Annotated in this window: 24 protein-coding genes; 8 read left to right on the top strand and 16 right to left on the bottom strand. The window is 58.0% G+C overall.

The window, feature by feature from the left end; translation table 11 throughout:
* Positions 1 to 77 precede the first annotated feature (77 nt).
* From AUC61_RS06940 to AUC61_RS06910, 7 genes are all read right to left on the bottom strand, one after another.
* Positions 78 to 1,220 (bottom strand): AGE family epimerase/isomerase, encoded by a 1,143-nt coding sequence (locus tag AUC61_RS06940; protein ID WP_243245216.1) that lies wholly within the window; start codon positions 1,218 to 1,220, stop codon positions 78 to 80.
* 237 nt (positions 1,221 to 1,457) lie between these two features.
* Complete coding sequence (locus AUC61_RS06935; protein WP_243245214.1) at positions 1,458 to 2,030, bottom strand: HupE/UreJ family protein; 573 nt, start codon at positions 2,028 to 2,030, stop codon at positions 1,458 to 1,460.
* Between the two features lie 26 nt (positions 2,031 to 2,056).
* Entirely contained in the window at positions 2,057 to 2,674 is a 618-nt protein-coding gene (gene ureG / locus AUC61_RS06930; RefSeq protein WP_243245213.1) for an urease accessory protein UreG, read from the bottom strand.
* A gap of 73 nt (positions 2,675 to 2,747) precedes the next feature.
* Complete coding sequence (locus tag AUC61_RS06925) at positions 2,748 to 3,422, bottom strand: urease accessory protein UreF (protein ID WP_243245211.1); 675 nt, start codon at positions 3,420 to 3,422, stop codon at positions 2,748 to 2,750.
* Positions 3,419 to 3,919: an urease accessory protein UreE gene (gene ureE, locus AUC61_RS06920; RefSeq protein ID WP_243245209.1), complete on the bottom strand. Its 501-nt coding sequence runs from the start codon at positions 3,917 to 3,919 to the stop codon at positions 3,419 to 3,421. The genes AUC61_RS06925 and ureE overlap by 4 nt, the downstream gene beginning before the upstream one ends.
* A gap of 161 nt (positions 3,920 to 4,080) precedes the next feature.
* A complete protein-coding gene (locus AUC61_RS06915; protein WP_122663113.1) occupies positions 4,081 to 4,719 on the bottom strand; it encodes a TetR family transcriptional regulator in 639 nt (212 codons plus the stop codon).
* A 369-nt stretch (positions 4,720 to 5,088) separates the two neighbouring features.
* Positions 5,089 to 5,265: a hypothetical protein gene (locus AUC61_RS06910; RefSeq protein ID WP_243245207.1), complete on the bottom strand. Its 177-nt coding sequence runs from the start codon at positions 5,263 to 5,265 to the stop codon at positions 5,089 to 5,091.
* Positions 5,266 to 5,553: 288 nt separating this feature from the next.
* Here AUC61_RS06910 and AUC61_RS06905 point away from each other — a divergent pair, with 288 nt between their 5' ends.
* Positions 5,554 to 7,623 carry an AsmA family protein gene (locus tag AUC61_RS06905; RefSeq protein ID WP_243245206.1) on the top strand — a complete coding sequence of 690 codons (2,070 nt, stop codon included), beginning with the start codon at positions 5,554 to 5,556 and terminating at the stop codon, positions 7,621 to 7,623.
* Positions 7,624 to 7,898: 275 nt separating this feature from the next.
* Here the strand turns inward: AUC61_RS06905 and AUC61_RS06900 are convergent, their stop codons facing one another.
* The gene (locus AUC61_RS06900) at positions 7,899 to 8,432 is read right to left on the bottom strand and encodes a ferritin-like domain-containing protein (RefSeq protein ID WP_122663111.1); all 534 of its coding nucleotides are present in this window, start codon (positions 8,430 to 8,432) and stop codon (positions 7,899 to 7,901) included.
* 218 nt (positions 8,433 to 8,650) lie between these two features.
* Between AUC61_RS06900 and AUC61_RS26845 the strand changes: the two genes are divergently transcribed.
* Entirely contained in the window at positions 8,651 to 8,737 is an 87-nt protein-coding gene (locus tag AUC61_RS26845) for a small membrane protein YohP (protein WP_441343355.1), read from the top strand.
* 84 nt (positions 8,738 to 8,821) lie between these two features.
* Here AUC61_RS26845 and osmE read toward each other — a convergent pair whose 3' ends face one another.
* Positions 8,822 to 9,160 (bottom strand): osmotically-inducible lipoprotein OsmE, encoded by a 339-nt coding sequence (osmE, locus tag AUC61_RS06895; RefSeq protein WP_027902910.1) that lies wholly within the window; start codon positions 9,158 to 9,160, stop codon positions 8,822 to 8,824.
* Between the two features lie 211 nt (positions 9,161 to 9,371).
* Between osmE and AUC61_RS06890 the strand changes: the two genes are divergently transcribed.
* From AUC61_RS06890 to AUC61_RS06875, 4 genes are all read left to right on the top strand, one after another.
* Positions 9,372 to 10,262: an esterase/lipase family protein gene (locus AUC61_RS06890; RefSeq protein ID WP_243245204.1), complete on the top strand. Its 891-nt coding sequence runs from the start codon at positions 9,372 to 9,374 to the stop codon at positions 10,260 to 10,262.
* 59 nt (positions 10,263 to 10,321) lie between these two features.
* The gene (locus tag AUC61_RS06885) at positions 10,322 to 10,591 is read left to right on the top strand and encodes a hypothetical protein (protein WP_243245203.1); all 270 of its coding nucleotides are present in this window, start codon (positions 10,322 to 10,324) and stop codon (positions 10,589 to 10,591) included.
* A gap of 85 nt (positions 10,592 to 10,676) precedes the next feature.
* A complete protein-coding gene (locus AUC61_RS06880) occupies positions 10,677 to 10,961 on the top strand; it encodes a PsiF family protein (protein WP_243245201.1) in 285 nt (94 codons plus the stop codon).
* A 191-nt stretch (positions 10,962 to 11,152) separates the two neighbouring features.
* A complete protein-coding gene (locus tag AUC61_RS06875; protein ID WP_243245199.1) occupies positions 11,153 to 12,163 on the top strand; it encodes an AI-2E family transporter in 1,011 nt (336 codons plus the stop codon).
* Positions 12,164 to 12,288: 125 nt separating this feature from the next.
* On the opposite strand, the gene AUC61_RS06870 is transcribed toward AUC61_RS06875, so the two are convergent.
* Positions 12,289 to 13,554 carry an Hsp70 family protein gene (locus AUC61_RS06870; protein WP_243245197.1) on the bottom strand — a complete coding sequence of 422 codons (1,266 nt, stop codon included), beginning with the start codon at positions 13,552 to 13,554 and terminating at the stop codon, positions 12,289 to 12,291.
* A 298-nt stretch (positions 13,555 to 13,852) separates the two neighbouring features.
* On the opposite strand from AUC61_RS06870, the gene cbpA reads away from it, so the two are divergent.
* Positions 13,853 to 14,794, top strand: a complete 942-nt coding sequence (gene cbpA / locus AUC61_RS06865) for a curved DNA-binding protein (protein ID WP_243245195.1) — start codon at positions 13,853 to 13,855, stop codon at positions 14,792 to 14,794.
* Positions 14,795 to 14,961: 167 nt separating this feature from the next.
* Here the strand turns inward: cbpA and AUC61_RS06860 are convergent, their stop codons facing one another.
* Positions 14,962 to 16,095 (bottom strand): sensor histidine kinase, encoded by a 1,134-nt coding sequence (locus AUC61_RS06860; RefSeq protein ID WP_243245194.1) that lies wholly within the window; start codon positions 16,093 to 16,095, stop codon positions 14,962 to 14,964.
* Between the two features lie 164 nt (positions 16,096 to 16,259).
* Here AUC61_RS06860 and AUC61_RS06855 point away from each other — a divergent pair, with 164 nt between their 5' ends.
* A complete protein-coding gene (locus AUC61_RS06855; protein ID WP_243245192.1) occupies positions 16,260 to 16,544 on the top strand; it encodes a hypothetical protein in 285 nt (94 codons plus the stop codon).
* Positions 16,545 to 16,570: 26 nt separating this feature from the next.
* Here AUC61_RS06855 and ureC read toward each other — a convergent pair whose 3' ends face one another.
* The 5 genes from ureC to AUC61_RS06830 form a co-directional block, all read right to left on the bottom strand.
* The gene (gene ureC, locus AUC61_RS06850; protein ID WP_243245190.1) at positions 16,571 to 18,271 is read right to left on the bottom strand and encodes an urease subunit alpha; all 1,701 of its coding nucleotides are present in this window, start codon (positions 18,269 to 18,271) and stop codon (positions 16,571 to 16,573) included.
* Positions 18,272 to 18,451: 180 nt separating this feature from the next.
* Positions 18,452 to 18,757: an urease subunit beta gene (locus tag AUC61_RS06845; RefSeq protein WP_087269742.1), complete on the bottom strand. Its 306-nt coding sequence runs from the start codon at positions 18,755 to 18,757 to the stop codon at positions 18,452 to 18,454.
* Positions 18,754 to 19,287 (bottom strand): GNAT family N-acetyltransferase, encoded by a 534-nt coding sequence (locus tag AUC61_RS06840; RefSeq protein WP_243245188.1) that lies wholly within the window; start codon positions 19,285 to 19,287, stop codon positions 18,754 to 18,756. Before AUC61_RS06840 ends, AUC61_RS06845 begins: the two co-directional genes overlap by 4 nt.
* A gap of 9 nt (positions 19,288 to 19,296) precedes the next feature.
* Complete coding sequence (locus AUC61_RS06835) at positions 19,297 to 19,839, bottom strand: GNAT family N-acetyltransferase (protein WP_243245187.1); 543 nt, start codon at positions 19,837 to 19,839, stop codon at positions 19,297 to 19,299.
* 26 nt (positions 19,840 to 19,865) lie between these two features.
* Positions 19,866 to 20,168, bottom strand: a complete 303-nt coding sequence (locus AUC61_RS06830) for an urease subunit gamma (RefSeq protein ID WP_027902525.1) — start codon at positions 20,166 to 20,168, stop codon at positions 19,866 to 19,868.
* Positions 20,169 to 20,258 lie beyond the last annotated feature (90 nt).

Raw genomic sequence — 20,258 nt, 5'->3', positions numbered from 1 at the left:
CATTTATCCTGACATACCGTGATCGCAGCCTTCGGCAGCTCCTACAGGTCATCTGTTTGATACGCGACAGTGTGGTGTCAGCGATGGCTCTGGAAATACTCCGCCAACCCGATATAACAGGTCGCCAGGTGATAAGGAGTAGTGGACGGCATGTCACTGCGGCTGACCTGACCGTCCGCGTCCAGGCACTCATTCCAGCCGCTCGGATGCAGGAATCGCGATTGCAGCGCCAACAACTGCTTACTCAACGCCGCTTCACTGCCGGGCCGCAAAGTCAGTGCCCTCAAGTACTCGGCTTGCGCCCAGATACGTTGAGTAGCGTCCTGAATCTGTCCATCGCTCGCCAGAGCAGCCGCCACCGCGCCGGTCTGCGGATCGACACCTTGCGCTTCGGCGTGGGTAAACGCAGTGCACAGTGACTGATGAAGGGCGCTGCCGCGCAGATGCGGGGACGACTCCAGCAGGAAATACCATTCGAACTGATGGCCCGGCTCGTACCAGTTATCCACAGCCCCTAGCGGCTTCTCGAGCATCACGCCGTGTTTGCTGTCCACGAAGCGCCGTTGCATCGCTGACGCGAGCTCGTTGAGCGTGGCCAATGTCGCCTCATCGTTACGCACTTCGACGGTGGTCAATAAGGCTTCAGCCAGGTGCATCAACGGGTTTTGCAAGGGACCACTGCCAAGCGTTGTCCAGTCTTCACCCAGCACCGCTTCGTATAGTCCGTCATCGTCGGCAAATTGCTCTGCAACGACATCCAGCGCGGCATTGAGCACTGACTCCACCAAGGGTTCGCGAACCTTGGCCCAGTAGTGTGCGCAAGCAAAGATGATGAAGGCGTGGGTGTAGAGATCCTTGCGGCGGTCCAGCGGCGCGCCTTGCGGGTCGATGCTGTAGAACCAGCCGCCGTGTTCCGCATCATGAAAATGCCGCTGCAGCGACCGAAACAGGGCTGCCGCACGGGTTGCCGCCTCGGGCACCGAGGGATGGTCGATCAGGCTGGAGAACAGGAACAACTGCCGGGCGCAGGCCATTGCCCGATAACGCTGTGGTGGCAACGGCTGATGCGCGGCATCGACCGCTTCATAGGGCAGCGCCAACTGAGCATTCCAGCCAGGGCCAAGCCATACCGGCACAATGGTTTGCAGGAAGTGCGCCTGAACGGTGGCGAAAACGGCGTTCAAATCAGGCTGAATGGCGGAGCTGGAAACATCTGGCATCGGCAGGCGTCACGGCAGGGGTGAATTGCGCGACATGGTAGCAGTTAGTACCCGCCTGTAGGAGCGCGCTTGCCCGCAATTGCCCTCGCATCTAAACGCATACGGTTGGGACCCAATTTACTTGTGGGAGCTGGGCTTGCCCGCGATAAAGCTGGACGCGATCGAAAGTGAACCGCGTCCAGCTTATCGCGGGCAAGCCCAGCTCCCACAGGGGGCGTCTAATTCAAAAGTGCGGTATCAAGCCGCCAGCAACCACACACCAGCCGCTGCAGACGCTGCACCCGCGATTCGCACCAACGGCGCAGCCGCAGTCGGCAGGAAACGTACGACGGCATATCCGGCAGCATGCAGGGCTGCGGTCGCCGCAACAAAGCCGATGGCGTAGGCCGCTGGGCTGGACATGTCCGGCAGCTCAAGACCGTGAGCCACGCCATGGAACAGGGCGAACAATGCGGTAGCGCCGACAGCCATAAACAGTGGAGGACGAATCGCCAGTGCCACAGCAAGACCCAGCGCCAGCACCGATGCCGCAATGCCGCTTTCCAGCGCTGGCAGGTTCAGGCCTTCAAAACCCAGCAGCCCGCCGATCAGCATGGTACCCACGAACGTAACAGGCAGAGCCCAGCGAGCTGCGCCTTTTTGCTGTGCCGCCCACAGGCCGACTGCCAGCATCGCCAGCAAGTGATCCAGGCCGCCGATCGGGTGGCTGATACCGGCGACGAGGCCGTTGTCGCCATGGCCGGGGTGAGCGAAGGCCAATGCTGGAACCAGCAGCAGGGCAAGGGTGCCAAGGGCTTGTTTGTAGTTCATGCAAAGCTTTCCTTGTGAGAGTGAAATCATGCCGCGTCGGTCAGCAGACCCTGGCGTTCGATGAAGGCGATGATCTGTTCCAGACCCTGGCCGGTTTTCTGATTACTGAAGACGAAAGGTTTTTCACCTCGCATCTTTTTAGTGTCGCGATCCATCATGTCCAGTGACGCACCCACCAGCGGGGCCAGGTCGATTTTATTGATCACCAGCAAGTCGGATTTACAGATACCCGGTCCGCCTTTGCGAGGCAGCTTGTCGCCAGCAGACACGTCGATCACGTAGATGGTCAGGTCCGAAAGTTCAGGGCTGAAGGTGGCCGAAAGATTATCCCCGCCGGACTCGACGATGATCAGGTCCAGACCTTCAAAGCGGCGATTCAACTGGTCGACTGCTTCGAGGTTGATTGATGCGTCTTCGCGAATGGCCGTGTGCGGGCAGCCGCCGGTTTCAACACCAATAATTCGCTCTGGTGCCAGGGCTTCGTTGCGCACCAGAAAGTCTGCGTCTTCACGGGTGTAGATATCGTTGGTGACGACCGCCAGGTTGTAACGCTCGCGCAGCGCCAGGCACAGCGCCAATGTCAGGGCTGTTTTGCCCGATCCGACCGGACCACCGATGCCGACGCGCAGAGGTTGGCTATTCATTGAATTCTCCGTTGAGCTCTAGTGCGTAAGTTCTGTTAGGTAGCTGTGTTGTGTAGCTGTGTCAGGTAGAAAATCAGGACCGAAACAGTCGGCTGTATTGACGTTCATGGGCCATGCTCGCCAATGACAGTCCAAAAGCGGCGCTGCCAATATGGTGTGGATCAAGTTCTGTAGCGTGCTGCTGGGCTTGTTGCAAAAGGGGCAATAACTCACTGGTCAGGCGTTGAGCAGCCTGCTGGCCCAGCGGCAGGGTTTTCATCAGTACGGCCAACTGGTTTTCCAGCCAACTCCACAACCAGGCGGCCAGCGCATCCTGAGGGCTGATCTGCCAGGCACGAGCGGCCAAAGCCCAGCCCAGCGCCAGATGCGGTTCTTCGGTTTGTGCCAGGAATGCGCGCGCGGGGCGGTCCAGTTCGGGCAGCCCGTTGAGCAATTGCTGCAACGAATAGCCCATCTGGCGGCTTTCCTGATTCAGCTCACGGGTTTCCCGGCTGGCACGGTGTTCGTTGCTCAGTTGCAGTAACTGACACCAGTCATCTTCGGCAGCTGCCGTGCAGTGGGCCAAAAGCAGCGGGGCCTCAAAGCGCGCCAGGTTGAGTAGTAATTGATCGCTTATCCAGCGTGACGCGGTGCTCGGGTCGACAACGACGAGGTTTTCCACCGCCATTTCAAGACCCTGGGAGTAGCTGTAGCCGCCAATCGGCAATTGCGGACTGGCCAGGCGCAACAGCGCCCAGGCGCTGTTCATATACGCACGCCAAACTGGTGCAGTTTCGGTGGGTAGTTGAAATCTTCCTCACCCGCCCGGGAGTGGTGGTGACCGCCGCCATAGGCACCGCTTTCCGGAGAGAAGGGTGCTTCGATGGATTCAGTCGTGGCGCCCAGTTGATCGAGCATGGCCTTCAGCACGTAGTCGTCCAGCAGGCGTAGCCAGCCGTCACCGACTTGCAGCGCTACGTGACGGTTGCCCAAGTGGTAGGCGGCACGAGTCAGTTCGAAAGTGCTGCTGCAGGTCACGTGCATCAGTTGCTCGGGACGGGCGCAGACACGGACGATACGTCCATCTTCAGCTTGAAGGCATTCGCCGTCGTACAGCGGTGGCTGGCCGCGCTCCAGAAAGAGGCCAACATCTTCACCGTCAGCGCTGTAGCAACGCAGGCGGCTTTTGCTGCGTGCCTCGAAATTCAAATGCAGCTCTGCGGCCCATTCGGGTTGAGACTCGATTCTTTTGTGAATCACCAGCATTGGAAGGCATCCAGCTAATTGCGATGCTTCAAATCAGAGCAAGGGGCTTGCCAACAGGGCGCGTTGTGGGAAAAAGCTGACGGAAAAGGCAGGAAAGAGATTTGGGGATGCCATGTAGCGCACTAAATGGGTGCCTTGTTGCACGGTTGCACCAATATGTATCAGGATGGTTCGGAGCTTCCCAGCCCGCGCCAGTGCTTGGCACCGCTAAAAATGAAACGCAATTGGTGGGTGATCTTGGCTTGCGGCTTCAGGTGCGCAGGCAGCGCGTCGCTGGGCGGGTCAATCAATTCGGGAAGCATGGCGAAGACACTTTTGACCACCAGATCAGCGAGGATCGAAAGCGCTGCCGTGTCCAGGTGCTGCCATTTCGGCATGGTGCCCAGGTCAGTCGCAAGGTCGGCACTGATGCCATCGCGCAGTGCGCAGAGCGCCTGTCGCACTTGTCGCGACCCACCGTATTGCTCTCTAGCCAAGAATAGAAATTGCGCCCGCTTGGCTGCGACCACTTCAAGGAAGATTCGCACCGAGGCTTCGATGAGGCCGCCCATGACAAATTCGTTGTGCCTGACCAGGCGCAGGGTTTCCCGAAACGTCTGGCCGACTTCGCTGACCAGTGCCAGACCCAACTGGTCCATATCATCGAAATGGCGGTAGAAACCTGTCGGGACGATGCCTGCGGTGCGCGCCACTTCCCGCAGGCTCAGGCTGCCGAACCCACGCCCACTTTCCATCAGGGTATGGGCAGCGTTGAGCAGGGCATGACGCGTTTGTTGTTTCTGTTCAGCGCGGGGCAGCATGACGATAGACAAATCAGGAATGACAGAGCAGCACTCTAGCAAATGAGCTTTGGCTGCGTCGAAGGGGTTTTAGCCTGGGGCAGTTGACGGGTGATCTGTAGGAGCTGCCGAAGGCTGCGAATCGTTAGGGCCGCAACACTGCTACCGCAGCCTTCTGCAGCTCTCATCAAACAAACTGCGATCTTCCAGATTGAACCCGGTCCTGAATGCGCTCACCGAGGTGGCGAGGCCGGCGAAGGTGGAGTATCAGACAAACCGCTATCGCTGGCCTCGTAACCTCGGTGAGCTCCTACAGATCCAGTGTTTGCTGTGCGACAGCGCTGTGTCTGGAACATAACGCGACCTACTGCAGAACGTCTATTTCGCTTTTTAAACCCGCTGAAACTGCTTGATCAGCTGCGCGTGGCCGTCCTGAGCCAGGGTTTCGTGTACAGCCTGAATATCCAGTTTCACTTCAGCACTAGGCTCGCGTTCGGGCGCGGGAACGGCCCAGACATTGGCTACCAAAAGAGAAAGGGTCAGGCTGAGCCACACATGGCGTTTCATGATATTGGCTCCTCGCAAGAGCTTCCGGGTTGTGTATGGCAGCGATATTACTCCCGGCCTGTCGATATAAAAGTTCGTATTCCTAATGGTGAAAATCAACAATATTGATTGATCCGCCAGCCCTTGTGGGCTGTGGCTTGCAGACATGCGGGGAAGGTAGGCATTGGGTTTTCAGCCCAATGCTGTAATTTGCACATCCGACCAAACCCTCAGGGTTTTTATCAGTCGAAGTTCAAAGTCGACTGCAACAGGCCAGGGCCGACCTGTTGTTATCTGGAGAGTCATGCAATGACGCGCAGCCGTAAAATTTTTGCCTGGACCGGTGCCATTCTGTTTTTGGTGCTGGCCGTATTGGTCATTGTGATCGCCACGTTTGACTGGAACCGCATCAAGCCAACGCTCAACGAAAAAGTCAGTGAAGCGCTGCACCGGCCCTTTGCAATCAACGGCAATCTGGCCGTGATTTGGGGTCGCGAACCGGAAGAGGGCGGTTGGCGTGCCTGGGTTCCATGGCCGCGTTTTGTTGCTGAAGACCTGAGCCTGGGCAATCCGGAATGGTCGAAAACGCCGCAAATGGTCACGCTCAAGCGCGTTGAGTTTCGCCTTTCACCCTTGCCGTTGATCGTGCAGCACGTCGTGATCCCGCGCATTGACCTGACTGGACCTGACGCAAAGCTTGAACGTCTTGCAGACGGTCGCGCCAACTGGGTGTTTGATTTACCGAAGTCTGACCCTGACGCCAAACCTTCGAGCTGGGTGCTGGATATCGGCGCTATCAAATTCGACAAGGGGCTGGTGAGCTTCAACGATCAGACCCTGAATACTCAGGTGGACCTGGTGATTGATCCGCTGGGTAAACCCATTCCTTTCGGCGACATTGTCGGCAGCGGCGACGCGAAGAAAGCCGAAGAAAAAGGCGTAAGGCCGCAGGACTATGCGTTTGGCGTGACGTTCAAGGGGCAGTACAAAGGCCAGAAGCTTAACGGCAGTGGCAAGCTCGGTGGGCTGTTGGCGCTCAAGGACGCATCCCAGCCGTTTCCGGTACAGGTTGATGCTCACGTCGGGGATACCCATGCAGCGGTTGCGGGCACAGTGACGGATCCGCAGAACCTCGGTGCGCTGGACCTGCGACTCAAGTTGTCGGGCAGCAGTCTGGGTAACCTTTATCCGTTGACCGGCGTGACGCTCCCCGATTCACCGGCTTACTCCACCGATGGCCGACTGATCGCGAAAATTCATGATCCGGCAGGCGCCAACTTTCGCTATGAAGGCTTCAACGGCAAGATCGGCAACAGCGACATTCATGGCGACCTGGGCTTTGTCGCCAGTCAGCCTCGTCCGAAGCTGACCGGGGCGCTGATTTCCAATCAGTTGCTGTTTACGGATCTGGCTCCATTGATTGGGGCGGACTCCAATGCGGCCCAGAAAAAACGCGGCGGCGACAGCAAGCAACCGTCTGGCAAAGTCCTGCCCGTCGAGGAGTTCCAGACCGACCGCTGGCGAGCCATGGACGCCGATGTCGAGTTCACCGGCAAGCGCATTGTGCAAAGCCCGGACCTTCCTTTTTCCGATTTGTACACCCATGTGATGCTCAATGACGGCCAATTGAGCTTGCAGCCGCTGCGCTTTGGCGTGGCTGGCGGCAAACTGGATGCTGACATTCGACTGGATGGCCGCAGCACGCCTTTGCAGGGCCGGGCAAAGCTTTCGGCGCGTAACCTCAAGCTCAAGCAACTGTTCCCGACGTTTGAACCGATGAAGACCAGTTTTGGTGAATTGGCTGGCGACGCAGACATCAGCGGCAAGGGTAATTCAGTTGCTGCGCTGCTGGGTACGGCCAATGGCGACTTGAAGATGCTGGTTAACGATGGGGCCATCAGCCGCAGCCTGATGGAGATCGCCGGGCTCAACGTGGGTAATTATGTGGTGGGCAAGTTGTTCGGCGATCAGGACGTGAAGATCAATTGCGCGGCGTCTGATGTGGGCATCAAGGACGGTCTGGCGACGCCTCGTCTGTTTGTGTTCGATACCGAGAACGCGATCATCTTTATTGACGGCACGGCCAACTTCAAAACCGAGCAACTGGATTTGAGCGTCAAGCCCGAGTCAAAAGGCTTCCGCGTATTCTCGTTGCGCTCCCCTCTTTATGTACGCGGGCCGTTCGCCAAACCGAATGCGGGCGTGCAGTCCGGGCCCTTGCTGTTGCGCGGAGCAGGGATGGTATTACTGGGGGCCGCAATCGGACCGGCCGCAGGTTTGCTGGCCCTTGTTGCGCCGAGCAGCGGTGAGGAGCCCAACCAGTGCGCACCGTTGCTGGAGCAGATGAGATCGGGCAAAGCGCCGAAGACGGTGCAGTAAAACCCGGAGCGCCTCTCTGTACGGGCCGGGCTCGCTCGCGAAGCAGTCACTGCGGTGCTTCAGGTAGCCCGGCTCCTATCAGGCAAATTCCAATCCTTTGAATTGGAATGCATGTTCTGTAGGAGCTGCCGAAGGCTGCGAAGCATTGATCCTGATGCTCCGCAATCGCAGCCTTCGGCAGCTCCTACAGGTTCCATGTTTGCCGCGAGACGGCGAGGTTGGCAGACACAAAAAAGCCAGGACCGAGTCCTGGCTTTTACATCACCACTCACCCGTTACAGATCGTTGAGGATGTCCGCCATGTCATCAGCGTGTTCTTCTTCCTGAGCCAGAATGGTCTCGAAGATACGGCGAGTGGTCGGGTCATCTTCGCCGATGTACTTGATGATCTCGCTGTAACTGTCGATGGCAATACGCTCAGCCACCAGGTCTTCATAGACCATTTCTTTCAGGGTGGTGCCTGCCACGTACTGAGCGTGGGAGTTCTTCGACAACAGGTCCGGGTTGAATTCCGGCTCGCCACCCAGTTGCACGATGCGCTCGGCCAGTAGATCGGCGTGTTCGGCTTCCTGTTGCGCATGCTCAAGGAACTCGGCGGCTGCCACGCTGGCTTTCAGGCCGGTCGCCATATAGTAGTGGCGCTTGTAGCGCAGCACGCATACCAGCTCGGTCGCCAGTGATTCGTTCAGCAGACGCAGTACCGTTTCACGATCGGCGCTGTAGCCTTCGGTGACCGCACCGTTTTCCACGTTATGACGCGCGCGCTCGCGCAGCGTGCTCACATCTGACAATTGCTGGGCTTGATTCATGGTTTATCTCCAAAGCTAATCCGGTATCCGTCTCGCTCTTGATGCGCCAGTCTTCTACTGCGGTGACGGGCGCCCGGCATGATCGGTAATAGGTGTGAGTGGTCCGCGTCGGCAAAAGTTTTATTCTTTTGTGCCACCGGTTGATGAAAGAAATATTAGGAAACGACTACTGCACGCTGCGGTCCCAACCTTGAGACGAAAATATATGGAGATACACAATGCTCAAGTTCCTCGGCAGCACCATCGGCATCATCTTCCTGATCGGCCTGATTGTGGTCATCGCCCTGTTCAAGCTGGTTTTCTAAGCTCGTAAGGCTGCACTGACAGAACCGCCGCCCAATAAAAAGCCCGATGCATGCATCGGGCTTTTTTGCGTCTCAACGAGCGTATTACATGGCGCGTTCGTTGGCTTCGCGTTGCTCGCAGGTCATGAAACCCTTGTTATCCACGCGACCGTTGGCGTTGAAGCTGACGTGGTAAACCTGTTCGTGGCCGTCTTTGTTCATCACATAGTTATTGCAAACACCCGGGTGAACCTTGCGTTGTACGCGAGTCGACGGCGTGCCGCCGATGGTCAGCACTTGTTGCTCGGTCATGCCGTCTTCGACTTGCTTGACCAGAGGTTCATTGCGATAGGTCACGTAGTCCACCGGGTTTTGCACAGTGGTGTTGGCGCAACCGCTGACTGCGGCGATAACGAATGCTGCTGCGAGGCTCTTCTTGATCATGACAACCACTCCAATGACTGAGCCATTGTTGGCCCGTTGCAGCTTGGAGCTGTGGAGGTGCGCGAGAGTTCGATTATTTGATGGCCTTTGAACACTATCGATTACCACGCAGCGGATTGTCGGGCAGTTAAGCCTTGCTGCGCCTGCGTTTGAGTCAATTACCGCTATGGTTCAGTCATGCCCGGTTGATCGCTCGCAAGGAGGCTTCGTCATGAGTCAGGAACAAGCGACTCGTTACCCGCTGGTGCTGGTCCCCGGTTTACTGGGCTTTGTGCGGCTGGTGATCTATCCGTATTGGTACGGCATCGTTCGGGCACTGCGCCGTGGGGGCGCTACCGTAACGCCGGTGATGGTATCGGCGGTCAACTCCTCGGAAGTGCGCGGCGAGCAATTGATCGCCCTGATCGTCGAAATGCTGGCAAAGACCGGTGCCGGAAAGGTCAATCTGATCGGCCACAGCCAGGGCGCGCTGACTATCCGGTATGTGGCTGCAAAGCGCCCGGATCTTGTTGCGTCGGTTACCTCGGTCGCCGGGCCTAATCACGGATCCGAGCTGGCTGATTTCCTCGAGCGCAATTTTCCCGAGCGAACCCTGCGCGGCTGGCTGCTCAACACACTGTTGCGCGCCATGGTGTGGGTCATGGCGATGCTGGACACCGGCTATCGCGGCACACGGCTGCCGACTGATGTCACGGCATCGCACAAGTCCCTGACCAGCGCAGGTGTGGCTTTATTCAACCGCCAATACCCTCAGGGACTACCGGCTACCTGGGGCGGACAGGGGGAGGAATTGGTTAACGGCGTGCGTTATTACTCATGGTCCGGCACCTTGCAGCCAGGGCTCAGTGACAGCGGTCGTAATCGTCTGGATGGCACTAATGTGACCTGTCGAATATTCGCTCGCACGTTCACAAAAGAGCGCGGTCAATGTGATGGCATGGTCGGGAAATTCAGTTCTCACCTCGGAACCGTCATCGGTGATGACTACCCTCTCGATCACTTCGACATCGTCAACCAGACCTTTGGGCTGGTGGGCAAAGGTGCCGACCCTGTGAAGCTGTTTGTTGAGCACGCCGCACGCCTCAAGGCTGCGGGCCTTTAGTTGTTTTGAGTCGTTGTTCGTAGTTTGCCGCCCGAGCGGGCCGGTATTGGAGTGATGCAATGAGCGATAAAGAACACTATGAAATCGAGTACACCCTGGCGGGTGAGCATCATGTGGATGTGATCGAGGATCTGGATGTGCCCATCATCGAGGTGGTTCATGAGCTGGCGCAGAAGCATCACGTCGCGCTGGACGACGATCTTCACCACTCGACGGCTGTCGATCTGACAACGCCGCACGCGTCGGGCATTACTGATGTGTCTATTCACAGCGTCGAAGAAGAGGATCTGCAGGTCCATATCGACGTAGATACGCGCATCACAGGGTAGAGCAGGCAGGATCGCGCAGCAGGTTCTTTGGCTACACTCGAAGCAGGCCACGCAGGTCAGCATGGCCACTGCGGAGAGAAGAACAATGAGAATGCTGCGCGTCCCGTTATTGCTGGTGGGGCTGTTGCTGTGCACCCACGGTTATGCCGCCACTGCACAACAGAACAAGATGACAAGTTGTAATGCCGATGCCTCTGCCCAGTCACTCAAGGGCGATGAGCGCAAGGCGTTCATGAGCACGTGCTTGAAGGCTTCGCCGCCGCAAACCCAGCAGGACAAGATGAAAACCTGTAATGCTACTGCGACCACTCAGGCGCTCAAGGGCGATGCCCGCAAGACCTTCATGAGCGATTGTCTCAAGAAGAAATAATTTTTCAGAGCCGGTTTCGGCGCCCTATGTCACGCCATTGAGCGCCCCGAAACCTTTAATTCCGGTGTCTGATGCAGGTCAGTCCTACATCAGTGTGTAAGTCGTTTCCGTTGGGCTCGTCTGATCACTGGTCCTTAGCTCAGAACGCTGGCAGACTGCCTGCCTCTTTGCGCCGTTCGTCTTGAGGCTATATGCCAACGTTTTCCTCGCGACAAGTCTTGTTGGCCAGCTGGATTCTGATATTTGGCGGTCTGTTGATGGTTCTGCCGTTCAAACTGCTGCCTAGCCTGTTGGCGGGGTTGCTGGTTTATGAACTGGTCAACATGCTGACGCCCAAGCTGCAAAGGTTGATTGCCGGGGAACGGGCGCGCTGGCTTGCTGTAGCGCTGCTGGGCACTTTGGTGGTCAGCGTATTGGCGCTGATTTTTGCGGGGGCTTTCAGCTTTGTTCTTCATGAAGCTGAGAATCCTGGCGCATCCCTCGATAAGTTCATGATCCTGGTGGATCGTGCCCGCGGTCAGTTACCACCTTTCGTCGACAGTTACTTGCCCGCCAGTGCCGCCGAGTTCCGGGTATCGCTGGGCGAGTGGATACAGAAACACGTGGGTGAGCTGCAGTTGATTGGCAAAGGGGCGGCGCACATGTTCGTCACCATGCTGATCGGCATGGTGCTGGGGGCGATCATCGCCTTGCAGCGGATATCCGATGTGCATACCCGCAAGCCCCTGGCGGCAGCCCTGTTTGATCGTCTGAGCCTGTTGAGCAAGGCGTTCCGTAACATCGTCTTTGCCCAGATCAAAATCTCCCTGCTGAACACCGCGTTCACATCGGTGTTCCTGGTTATCGTCCTGCCGCTGTGCGGGATTCATCTGCCGCTGACCAAAACCCTGATCATCATGACCTTCCTGCTCGGCCTGCTGCCGGTGGTGGGTAACCTGATGTCCAATACCTTGATCTTCATCGTCGGCATGTCGATATCGATCTGGGTCGCCTTGGCGGCGTTGGGTTACCTGATCGTGATCCACAAGGTCGAGTACTTCCTGAACGCGAGGATCGTCGGCGGGCAAATCAATGCCAAATCGTGGGAATTGCTGCTGGCGATGCTGATATTCGAAGCCGCGTTCGGCCTGCCGGGTGTTGTGGCAGGGCCGATTTACTACGCGTACCTGAAGAGCGAGTTGCAGCGCGAAGGGTTGGTGTAAGAGAGCAGCAGCTGAATCTGTAGGAGCGAGCTTGCTCGCGATTGGATCTGACAGGCGACTAATGTGTCGACTGATCTGGCGCTATCGCGAGCAAGCCCGCTCCTACAGAAGATTTTCCGTGGTTTTTAGCCATACCGCTTCTTGGCCTCAATAGCCAACCCGCTGCCGATGCTGCCGAAGATGTTCCCTTCAACATGCCGGGCGTTGGGCAGCATGGCCGAGACGCTGTTGCGCAGGGCCGGGATGCCGCTTGAACCGCCGGTGAAGAACACCGTGTTGACCTGATCAACCCCCGCACCCGCCTTGAGCAGCAATTCGGTCACGCTGTTACGCACGCGTTCAAGTTGCGAATCAATGGCGGCTTCGAACATCGCCCGACTCAGATCCACACTCAGACCCGGTTCGATACGGTCCATCGGCAAATGACGGCTTTCGCTGTGAGTCAGTTGGATCTTTGTTTCTTCAACTTCCATGGCCAGCCAATGCCCGGCGCGTTGTTCAATCAGCTTGAACAGGCGGTCGATGCCTTGAGTGTCCTCGATGTCATAACGCATGCTACCCAGGGCGAGCTGAGACTTCTGCGAGTAGACCGAGTTGATGGTGTGCCACGTCGCCAGATTCATGTGATGGCTGGTCGGCATGTACGCCTGGCTTTTCATCCGGCTGCCGTAGCCGAACAGCGGCATGACACCTTGAATGCTTAGTTGCTTGTCGAAGTCTGTACCGCCGATGTGCACACCGCCTGTTGCGAGGATGTCTTCGTGGCGGTCATCGTAGAAGCGGCGATCAGGTGACAGACGCACCAGAGAGAAGTCCGAAGTACCACCGCCGATGTCGACAATCAGTACCAGCTCTTCTTTGGTAATCGTGGATTCATAGTCGAACGCTGCGGCAATCGGCTCGTACTGGAAGGACACTTCCTTGAAACCGATCTTGCGTGCAACTTCGGCCAGGGTGTCTTCGGCTTCCTGATCAGCGGTAATGTCGTCATCGACAAAATGCACCGGGCGACCCAGCACCACTTCTTCGAATTCACGACCGGCGTTGGCTTCGGCGCGTTTCTTCAATTCGCCGATGAACAGCGCCAGCAGATCCTTGAACGGCATGGCCGTGCCCAGCACGCTGGTGTCGTGCTTGATCAGCTTGGAACCCAGCAGGCTCTTCAGCGAGCGCATCAGCCGACCTTCGTAGCCTTCCAGGTACTCGTGCAGCGCCAGACGGCCATAGACCGGGCGGCGCTCTTCCATATTGAAGAACACCACCGAAGGCAGGGTAATCTTGTCGTCCTCCAGCGCGATCAGCGATTCCATGCCGGGGCGCAGCCAGCCGACGGTGGAATTGGACGTGCCAAAGTCGATGCCGCAGGCACGGGCCGGGGATTGGTCATTCATGTCTTTTACGTTCCAGTCAAAAAACGGCCGCGCAGTGTATGTCAGTGCACGACGGATGCGTAGGGCGAAACATCGGTTAAATGTAGATAACTGTATTTGTCGGCCTGACTTGAACTGGCCGACACGACCCCCAATCTTCTGGGAATTGTCGGCACACCAGGCCGTCGAACGTTTCAAGCATCAAGCTGACGGGTTCGGCGGCCGATACATCTCAACGTATTAGATTCAGATACCTCAAAATAGAGGATGCTGTGCCGCTGTATCAGCGCAGCACGGCATAACCGGGGAAACGCATTAGATGGACTTCAAAGACTATTACAAGATTCTTGCGGTGGATCCGACTGCGGATGAGAAGGCGATCAAGGTCGCTTACCGCAAGTTGGCCCGCAAGTATCACCCTGACGTCAGCAAAGAGGCTGGCGCAGAAGATAAATTCAAAGAAGCGAGCGAAGCCTACGAGGTGCTGAGCAGCCCTGAAAAGCGCGCCGAATACGACGATATCCGCAAATACGGTCAGCAGGGCCGACCCTTCCAGGCCCCGCCGGGCTGGCAGAGTCGTGCCGGTGCGGGCGGGTTTGGCGGTGCCGATAACGGTGACTTCTCAGACTTTTTCAGCTCGATCTTTGGTGGCCGGGCACAGCAGCAGGGCGGCCGCTCGCGCAACCCTGGTCGCAAGGGGCAAGACGTCGAAATGGAACTGGCAATCTTCCTGGAGGAGACGCTGTCGGCCGAATCCAAGCAGGTCAGCTTCAAGGTGCCGCAACACAATGCAGCGGGCCAGCGTGTGGCTGATGCCACCAAGACACTGAATGTGAAAATCCCTGCCGGGGTCACCGACGGCGAGCGTATTCGCCTCAAGGGGCAGGGCGCGCCGGGCGTTGCAGGCGGTGAGAGCGGTGATCTGTACCTGATCATTCGCCTCGCGCCGCATCCGAAGTTCGAGGTTGAGGGCCACGACCTGATCATCACTGTCCCCGTTGCTCCATGGGAAGCTGCGCTGGGTGCGAAAGTCGCTGTGCCGACCCTGACCGGCAAGATCAACCTGACGATTCGCCCTGACAGCCAGAATGGTCAGCGTCTGCGGATCAAGGGCAATGGTCTGCTGAACAAGCAGGGCCAGCGGGGTGATCTGCTGGCCCAGGTCAAAGTGGTGATGCCCAGGTCCAGCGATGAGGCTACCCAGGAACTGTGGAAAAAACTGGCCGACAAGGCCGCGTTCGATCCGCGGGCGCAGTGGTGAGTTAAGCTCCGGCTGCGGCCGCTCCCATTAATGCGGTTTTTATGTGGGAGCCGGGCTTGCCCGCGATAAGATCAACGCGATTTGACTGACATACGCGGCGGCATTATCGTCGGAATGCCGCCCAGACCAAGCCCGGCTCCCACATGAGATTGCATCCATCCAGTCAGCTAAACGCTTTTCGGCAACACCACGGTAAATGTCGTCCCGTCACCTACGTTTGACGTCACGGTAATACTGCCGCCGTGGGCGTTGACCACTTCCTTGACGATGAACAGGCCCAGGCCCAGGCTGGTGGATCGGCCGCTGGGCGTGGAGCCTTCGCTGATAGCACGTACCAATGGGTCGAAGATGCTGCCGATGGCGTCTTCGGAAATGGGGTCACCGAGGTTGTGCACGATCAACTGCACATGATCCTGCTCACCGCTGACTTTGACGTTGACCTCTTCCTCTCCCTTGCCATGCTGCAGAGCATTGCCGATCAGGTTCTGCAATAACTGGTCGATACGTCCGCGGTCCCAATGACCAACAGTGTCGCCTTCTACGACCAGATGAGGGTGCGAGTCCGGGCGACCGGCACAGGCCTCATCAATGGCCTCGCGGCAGGCGTTGCCCAAGTCCATGGCGCTTCGTTCAACCGGCAGGCTGGCGCCGAGGCGGCTGCGCACGAATTCCAGCAAATCGCTGACCATCGCGCCCATATGCCGGGTGCTGCTCTTGATCCGCGAAACGTAGCTCTGGGACTTGGCATCCAGTTCTTTTCTATGCTCAAGCAGGTCGGCAGACATGACCACCGCTTGCAGAGGCGCCCGCAGGTCATGACCCAGAATGGCCAGGAAAATATCTCGCGAACGTGCCACCTGCTCGGCATACGCTGCGGTGGACTCGGCCAATGCTTCATCGATGGCTTCGTTGAAGCGGATCATGTCAGTGAAGTAAGCCAGGTCCGGGGTTTTCAGGCTTTCGACCCACAAGCGGATGACGCTGGCACGCAGATGTCGGAATTCGGAAGTCATCTGTACCAGATCAAAGCCGACCATATGCCGCAGCTCCCCGTGGCTGGCTGCGGCCTGATCCAGGCTTGGGGTCTTCTGCAGGTCGGCGCCTCTGGACTTCGCTGTTTGCTCGCTTTTGGTCTGCGAGGTATTCATGTCCCGTGCTGCGGCCAGCAGAATTGCCTTGGCGTGATCACGCAACTCGACACTGTTCATGGTATCGGCGGCAGGCTTGATGGTTTTGGCGAAGCTTTCCCACTCGTCGACGATACGGTCCACATGAGCAACGATGAATTCGGAGAGGCGCATGTGTAGTTACCCGGATGCGAAGGCTGAAGTGAGAGGGCGCATATTACCGCCTTTGTATGACCGGTATCGAGTTTTGGCCTGAGGCGGTTGTCATTTCTGACGGTGCGTGCGGACACGGGCTAGGCTTAGCTTGATCACAGGGACTATTTGGCAGGAGCGCCATCATGTTAACAACCCGTTTCACGGCCTTTGTCGAACAACAGATCAATCTGGCTGAATTAAAACTACACACCGGCAAGAGCGCGAGGCTGGATGATGTGGCTTTTGGAAAACTGGGTTTTTATCTCGCGTTGCGGCGAGTTCTGGACGGGACCAGTACATCCGAGGATCTGGGGTTGGTGGAAGCCGTCAACGACACCTTGCAAGCGTTGAGTCTGCTCGACGGCGACGAGACTTTTCTATCAGGCATCAGGCATGACGTTGCCGGAAAAGGACAAAGGCAGCCTTAGCTGCCTTTGTTTGCACGCGTACAGGATCAGAACAGAAAGTACCGCTGCGCCATCGGCAAGACATCTGCCGGCTCGCACCACAGCAGCACACCATCGGCCTTGACCTGGTAGGTCTGCGGATCGACATCGATGTTGGGCAGGTAATCGTTGTGGATCAGGTCTTTCTTCTGCACGCTGCGGCAGCCCTTGACCACACCGATGGCCTTCTTCAACCCTAAGGACTCCGGAACGCCCGCATCGAAGGCCGCCTGGCTGATGAATGTCAGGCTAGTGGCGTGTAGCGAGCTGCCATAGCTGGCGAACATCGGGCGATAGTGCACGGGCTGCGGCGTCGGGATCGACGCGTTGGCGTCGCCCATCAAGCTCGCGGCAATCGCACCGCCTTTGAGGATCAGGGTCGGTTTGACGCCGAAGAAAGCAGGGCGCCACAGTACCAGGTCAGCCCATTTGCCCACTTCCACGGAGCCGACTTCATGGCTGATGCCGTGGGTTATCGCCGGGTTGATGGTGTATTTGGCGATGTAACGTTTGGCGCGAAAATTATCGTTACCCTCGCCGTCGCCAGGCAGCGGACCGCGTTGGCGCTTCATCTTGTCGGCGGTTTGCCAGGTACGCATGATCACCTCGCCAACCCGGCCCATGGCCTGACTGTCGGAGCTGAGCATCGAGAACGCGCCGAGATCATGCAGGATGTCTTCGGCGGCAATGGTTTCCCGGCGAATACGGCTTTCGGCAAAGGCCACGTCTTCGGCGATGCTTGGGTCCAGGTGATGGCAGACCATCAGCATGTCCAGGTGTTCGTCGATGGTGTTGCGAGTGAACGGCCGGGTAGGGTTGGTCGAGCTGGGCAAGACGTTGGGGAAGCCACAGGCCTTGATGATGTCCGGTGCGTGACCGCCACCTGCACCTTCCGTGTGGTAGGTATGGATCGTGCGATTCTTGAACGCCGCCAGTGTCGTTTCGACGAAGCCGGATTCATTCAGAGTGTCGGTGTGGATCGCGACCTGCACGTCGTACTCGTCGGCGACGCTCAGGCAGTTATCGATGGCTGCTGGCGTGGTGCCCCAGTCCTCGTGCAGCTTCAGGCCAATTGCACCGGCTTTGACTTGCTCAACCAGCGGACCGGGCAGGCTGACATTGCCCTTGCCGGTAAAGCCGATGTTCATCGGAAACGAATCTGCCGCTTGAAGCATGCGCGCCATATGCCATGGCCCGGGCGTCACGGTGGTCGCGTTGGTGCCAGTTGCCGGGCCGGTACCGCCGCCGATCATGGTGGTTACGCCGCTCATCAACGCTTCTTCGATCTGCTGCGGGCAGATGAAATGGATGTGCGTGTCGACGCCGCCTGCGGTGAGGATCATGCCTTCACCGGCAATGATTTCGGTGGAGGCGCCGATGGCAATAGTGACGTCTGGCTGGATGTCCGGGTTGCCCGCCTTGCCGATGGCAGCGATGCGACCATCCTTGAGGCCGACGTCGGCTTTGACGATACCCCAGTGGTCGACGATCAAGGCGTTGGTGATCAGCGTGTCGACCACCTCGGCGGCGAGTAACTGGCCTTGCCCCATGCCGTCACGAATAACCTTGCCGCCGCCGAATTTCACTTCTTCGCCATAAGTAGTGAAGTCTTTTTCGACCTCAATCCACAGCTCGGTGTCGGCCAACCGTACCCGGTCGCCCACGGTGGGGCCGAACATGTCGGCATAGGCTTGTCTGGAAATCTTCATGGCGATTCCTTGAATTCAAAAATATGTCTGAGCGCACCCTGACCTGACCTGATCTGTAGGAGTGAGCTTGCTCGCGATAAAGTCGGAACGACTTTCCAGCGGTGGTCTGTTCACCACTTTTGCGACTGCTGCGCAGCCGATCGCGAGCAAGCTCACTCCTACAGGGTTCCGGCTCAGAGCCTACAGATCGCCCATCACTCGCCCGGCGAAGCCGAACACCCGCCGCAGTCCTGCCAGATCCACCAACTCCACATCCCGGGATTGTCCCGGTTCGAAGCGTACGGCGGTGCCGGCCGGGATGTTCAGGCGCATGCCGCGGCTGGCGGCGCGGTCGAACGTCAGGGCGTCGTTGGTTTCAAAAAAATGGAAATGCGAGCCGACCTGAATCGGCCGGTCGCCACTGTTGGCGACGTTCAGGCTGATAGTCCGGCGACCGGCATTGAGCTCGATTTCACCGGGTTGAATCTGGTATTGGCCAGGAATCATGCGGGTTGTCCCAAGGTCTTGAAGTAGATAGCGGTCGGCGTATAACGGCCGTCCGGGCTTTGGCAGTAGTTGGGCAGTTCGCCGACGCGGGTGTAGTCCAGCGAAAGATAGAATGCTTCGGCGGGCGAACCGGCTTCGGTGTCCAGAAACAGCAAACCGCGCTTGAGCTGACGTGCCGCCTGTTCAAGCGCTTGCATCAATTGCAGGCCGAACCCGCGACGCCTAGCGTCCTTGAGTACCATTAATTTCTGTACTTCGGCCCGATTCAGGCCATTGGCTTTCTGACACAGCGCGAGCTGGGCGCTGGCCAGCACCTGCTCATCCTGAACCACGACCCATAACAACAAGCTGCCGTTAGCGACGTCCTCTCTGAGCCCGTCGCACCAGGCGTAAGCCTGCCCGGCGTCCAGATCAGCCATGAAACCCACCGAGGCCCCGTTATGCACGGCGTCCATCAGCAGGGCCGCCAGACCGTTACGGTAGTGGGCGAAGCTTTCGTCGGTAACGCGGCGCAACTGGGCAGGATTCATGATCGCCTCTCAGTGGGATGCAGGAGCTTGCGAGGGTGGAGCGGATGCGCCGGGAGACAAATCCAGTTGCATGAATGTCAGGTCCAGCCAGCGTCCAAATTTGGTCCCCACCTGCGGCATCTGCCCGGTGATGATGAAGCCTAGTCGTTCGTGCAGAGCGATGGAGGCCGCATTACCGCTCTCAATCGCCGCGACCATGATGTGTTTGTCGCACAGGCGAGCGCGGTCTATCAGAGCTTTCATCAGCTTGGGGCCCAAGCCTTGGCCGCGCTGATCGGCGCGCACATAAACCGAATGCTCCACGGTGTGGCGGAAGCCTTCAAAAGGGCGCCAGTCGCCAAACGACGAATACCCCGTGACCTGGCCGTCATCATCAATGGCGACCAGAATCGGATAACCCTGAGTCTGGCGCGCATCGAACCAGGCCTGACGATTGGCCAGATCTACCGGTTGCTCGTTCCAGATCGCGGTGGTGTTGAGCACTGCGTCGGTGTAAATCGCCAGGATGCCCGGCAGATCGGCTGGCAGTGCGTCGCGAATCGAGTTACTCATGATCAGTTCCAGTGTCGTCTAGATAATCAGGCAATTGGCTGATGCACGGTGACCAGTTTGGTGCCGTCCGGGAACGTCGCCTCGACCTGGATTTCAGGAATCATTTCCGGGATGCCTTCCATGACCTGTTCGCGAGTCAGCAGGGTGGTGCCGTAATGCATCAGGTCGGCCACGGTTTGCCCGTCGCGCGCGCCTTCAAGCAGCGCTGCCGAGATATACGCCATGGCTTCGGGGTAGTTGAGCTTCACGCCACGGGCCAGACGCCTTTCGGCTACCAGGCCAGCGGTGAAAATCAGCATCTTGTCTTTTTCGCGTGGGGTCAGGTCCATTGTTCAGTCCATAAAAAACGATGAGTTAGCTGTAGGAGTGACCGGGGTGGCGCACCACCTTGCTCGCGATCGGCTGCGAAGCAGTCGCAA

The sequence above is a fragment of the Pseudomonas maioricensis genome, assembly GCF_022790535.1.
GTDB lineage: Bacteria > Pseudomonadota > Gammaproteobacteria > Pseudomonadales > Pseudomonadaceae > Aquipseudomonas > Aquipseudomonas maioricensis.
The sequence above is the reverse complement of the archived record's forward strand: the minus strand, read 5'-3'. Positions and strand labels throughout refer to the sequence as shown.

Coding starts and splice junctions, on each gene's coding strand:
- AUC61_RS06940 (WP_243245216.1), bottom strand. CDS start 1,220: ATGCCAGATGTTTCCAGCTCCGCCATTCAGCCTGATTTGAACGCCGTT.
- AUC61_RS06935 (WP_243245214.1), bottom strand. CDS start 2,030: ATGAACTACAAACAAGCCCTTGGCACCCTTGCCCTGCTGCTGGTTCCA.
- ureG (WP_243245213.1), bottom strand. CDS start 2,674: ATGAATAGCCAACCTCTGCGCGTCGGCATCGGTGGTCCGGTCGGATCG.
- AUC61_RS06925 (WP_243245211.1), bottom strand. CDS start 3,422: ATGAACAGCGCCTGGGCGCTGTTGCGCCTGGCCAGTCCGCAATTGCCG.
- ureE (WP_243245209.1), bottom strand. CDS start 3,919: ATGCTGGTGATTCACAAAAGAATCGAGTCTCAACCCGAATGGGCCGCA.
- AUC61_RS06915 (WP_122663113.1), bottom strand. CDS start 4,719: ATGCTGCCCCGCGCTGAACAGAAACAACAAACGCGTCATGCCCTGCTC.
- AUC61_RS06910 (WP_243245207.1), bottom strand. CDS start 5,265: ATGAAACGCCATGTGTGGCTCAGCCTGACCCTTTCTCTTTTGGTAGCC.
- AUC61_RS06905 (WP_243245206.1), top strand. CDS start 5,554: ATGACGCGCAGCCGTAAAATTTTTGCCTGGACCGGTGCCATTCTGTTT.
- AUC61_RS06900 (WP_122663111.1), bottom strand. CDS start 8,432: ATGAATCAAGCCCAGCAATTGTCAGATGTGAGCACGCTGCGCGAGCGC.
- AUC61_RS26845 (WP_441343355.1), top strand. CDS start 8,651: ATGCTCAAGTTCCTCGGCAGCACCATCGGCATCATCTTCCTGATCGGC.
- osmE (WP_027902910.1), bottom strand. CDS start 9,160: ATGATCAAGAAGAGCCTCGCAGCAGCATTCGTTATCGCCGCAGTCAGC.
- AUC61_RS06890 (WP_243245204.1), top strand. CDS start 9,372: ATGAGTCAGGAACAAGCGACTCGTTACCCGCTGGTGCTGGTCCCCGGT.
- AUC61_RS06885 (WP_243245203.1), top strand. CDS start 10,322: ATGAGCGATAAAGAACACTATGAAATCGAGTACACCCTGGCGGGTGAG.
- AUC61_RS06880 (WP_243245201.1), top strand. CDS start 10,677: ATGAGAATGCTGCGCGTCCCGTTATTGCTGGTGGGGCTGTTGCTGTGC.
- AUC61_RS06875 (WP_243245199.1), top strand. CDS start 11,153: ATGCCAACGTTTTCCTCGCGACAAGTCTTGTTGGCCAGCTGGATTCTG.
- AUC61_RS06870 (WP_243245197.1), bottom strand. CDS start 13,554: ATGAATGACCAATCCCCGGCCCGTGCCTGCGGCATCGACTTTGGCACG.
- cbpA (WP_243245195.1), top strand. CDS start 13,853: ATGGACTTCAAAGACTATTACAAGATTCTTGCGGTGGATCCGACTGCG.
- AUC61_RS06860 (WP_243245194.1), bottom strand. CDS start 16,095: ATGCGCCTCTCCGAATTCATCGTTGCTCATGTGGACCGTATCGTCGAC.
- AUC61_RS06855 (WP_243245192.1), top strand. CDS start 16,260: ATGTTAACAACCCGTTTCACGGCCTTTGTCGAACAACAGATCAATCTG.
- ureC (WP_243245190.1), bottom strand. CDS start 18,271: ATGAAGATTTCCAGACAAGCCTATGCCGACATGTTCGGCCCCACCGTG.
- AUC61_RS06845 (WP_087269742.1), bottom strand. CDS start 18,757: ATGATTCCTGGCCAATACCAGATTCAACCCGGTGAAATCGAGCTCAAT.
- AUC61_RS06840 (WP_243245188.1), bottom strand. CDS start 19,287: ATGAATCCTGCCCAGTTGCGCCGCGTTACCGACGAAAGCTTCGCCCAC.
- AUC61_RS06835 (WP_243245187.1), bottom strand. CDS start 19,839: ATGAGTAACTCGATTCGCGACGCACTGCCAGCCGATCTGCCGGGCATC.
- AUC61_RS06830 (WP_027902525.1), bottom strand. CDS start 20,168: ATGGACCTGACCCCACGCGAAAAAGACAAGATGCTGATTTTCACCGCT.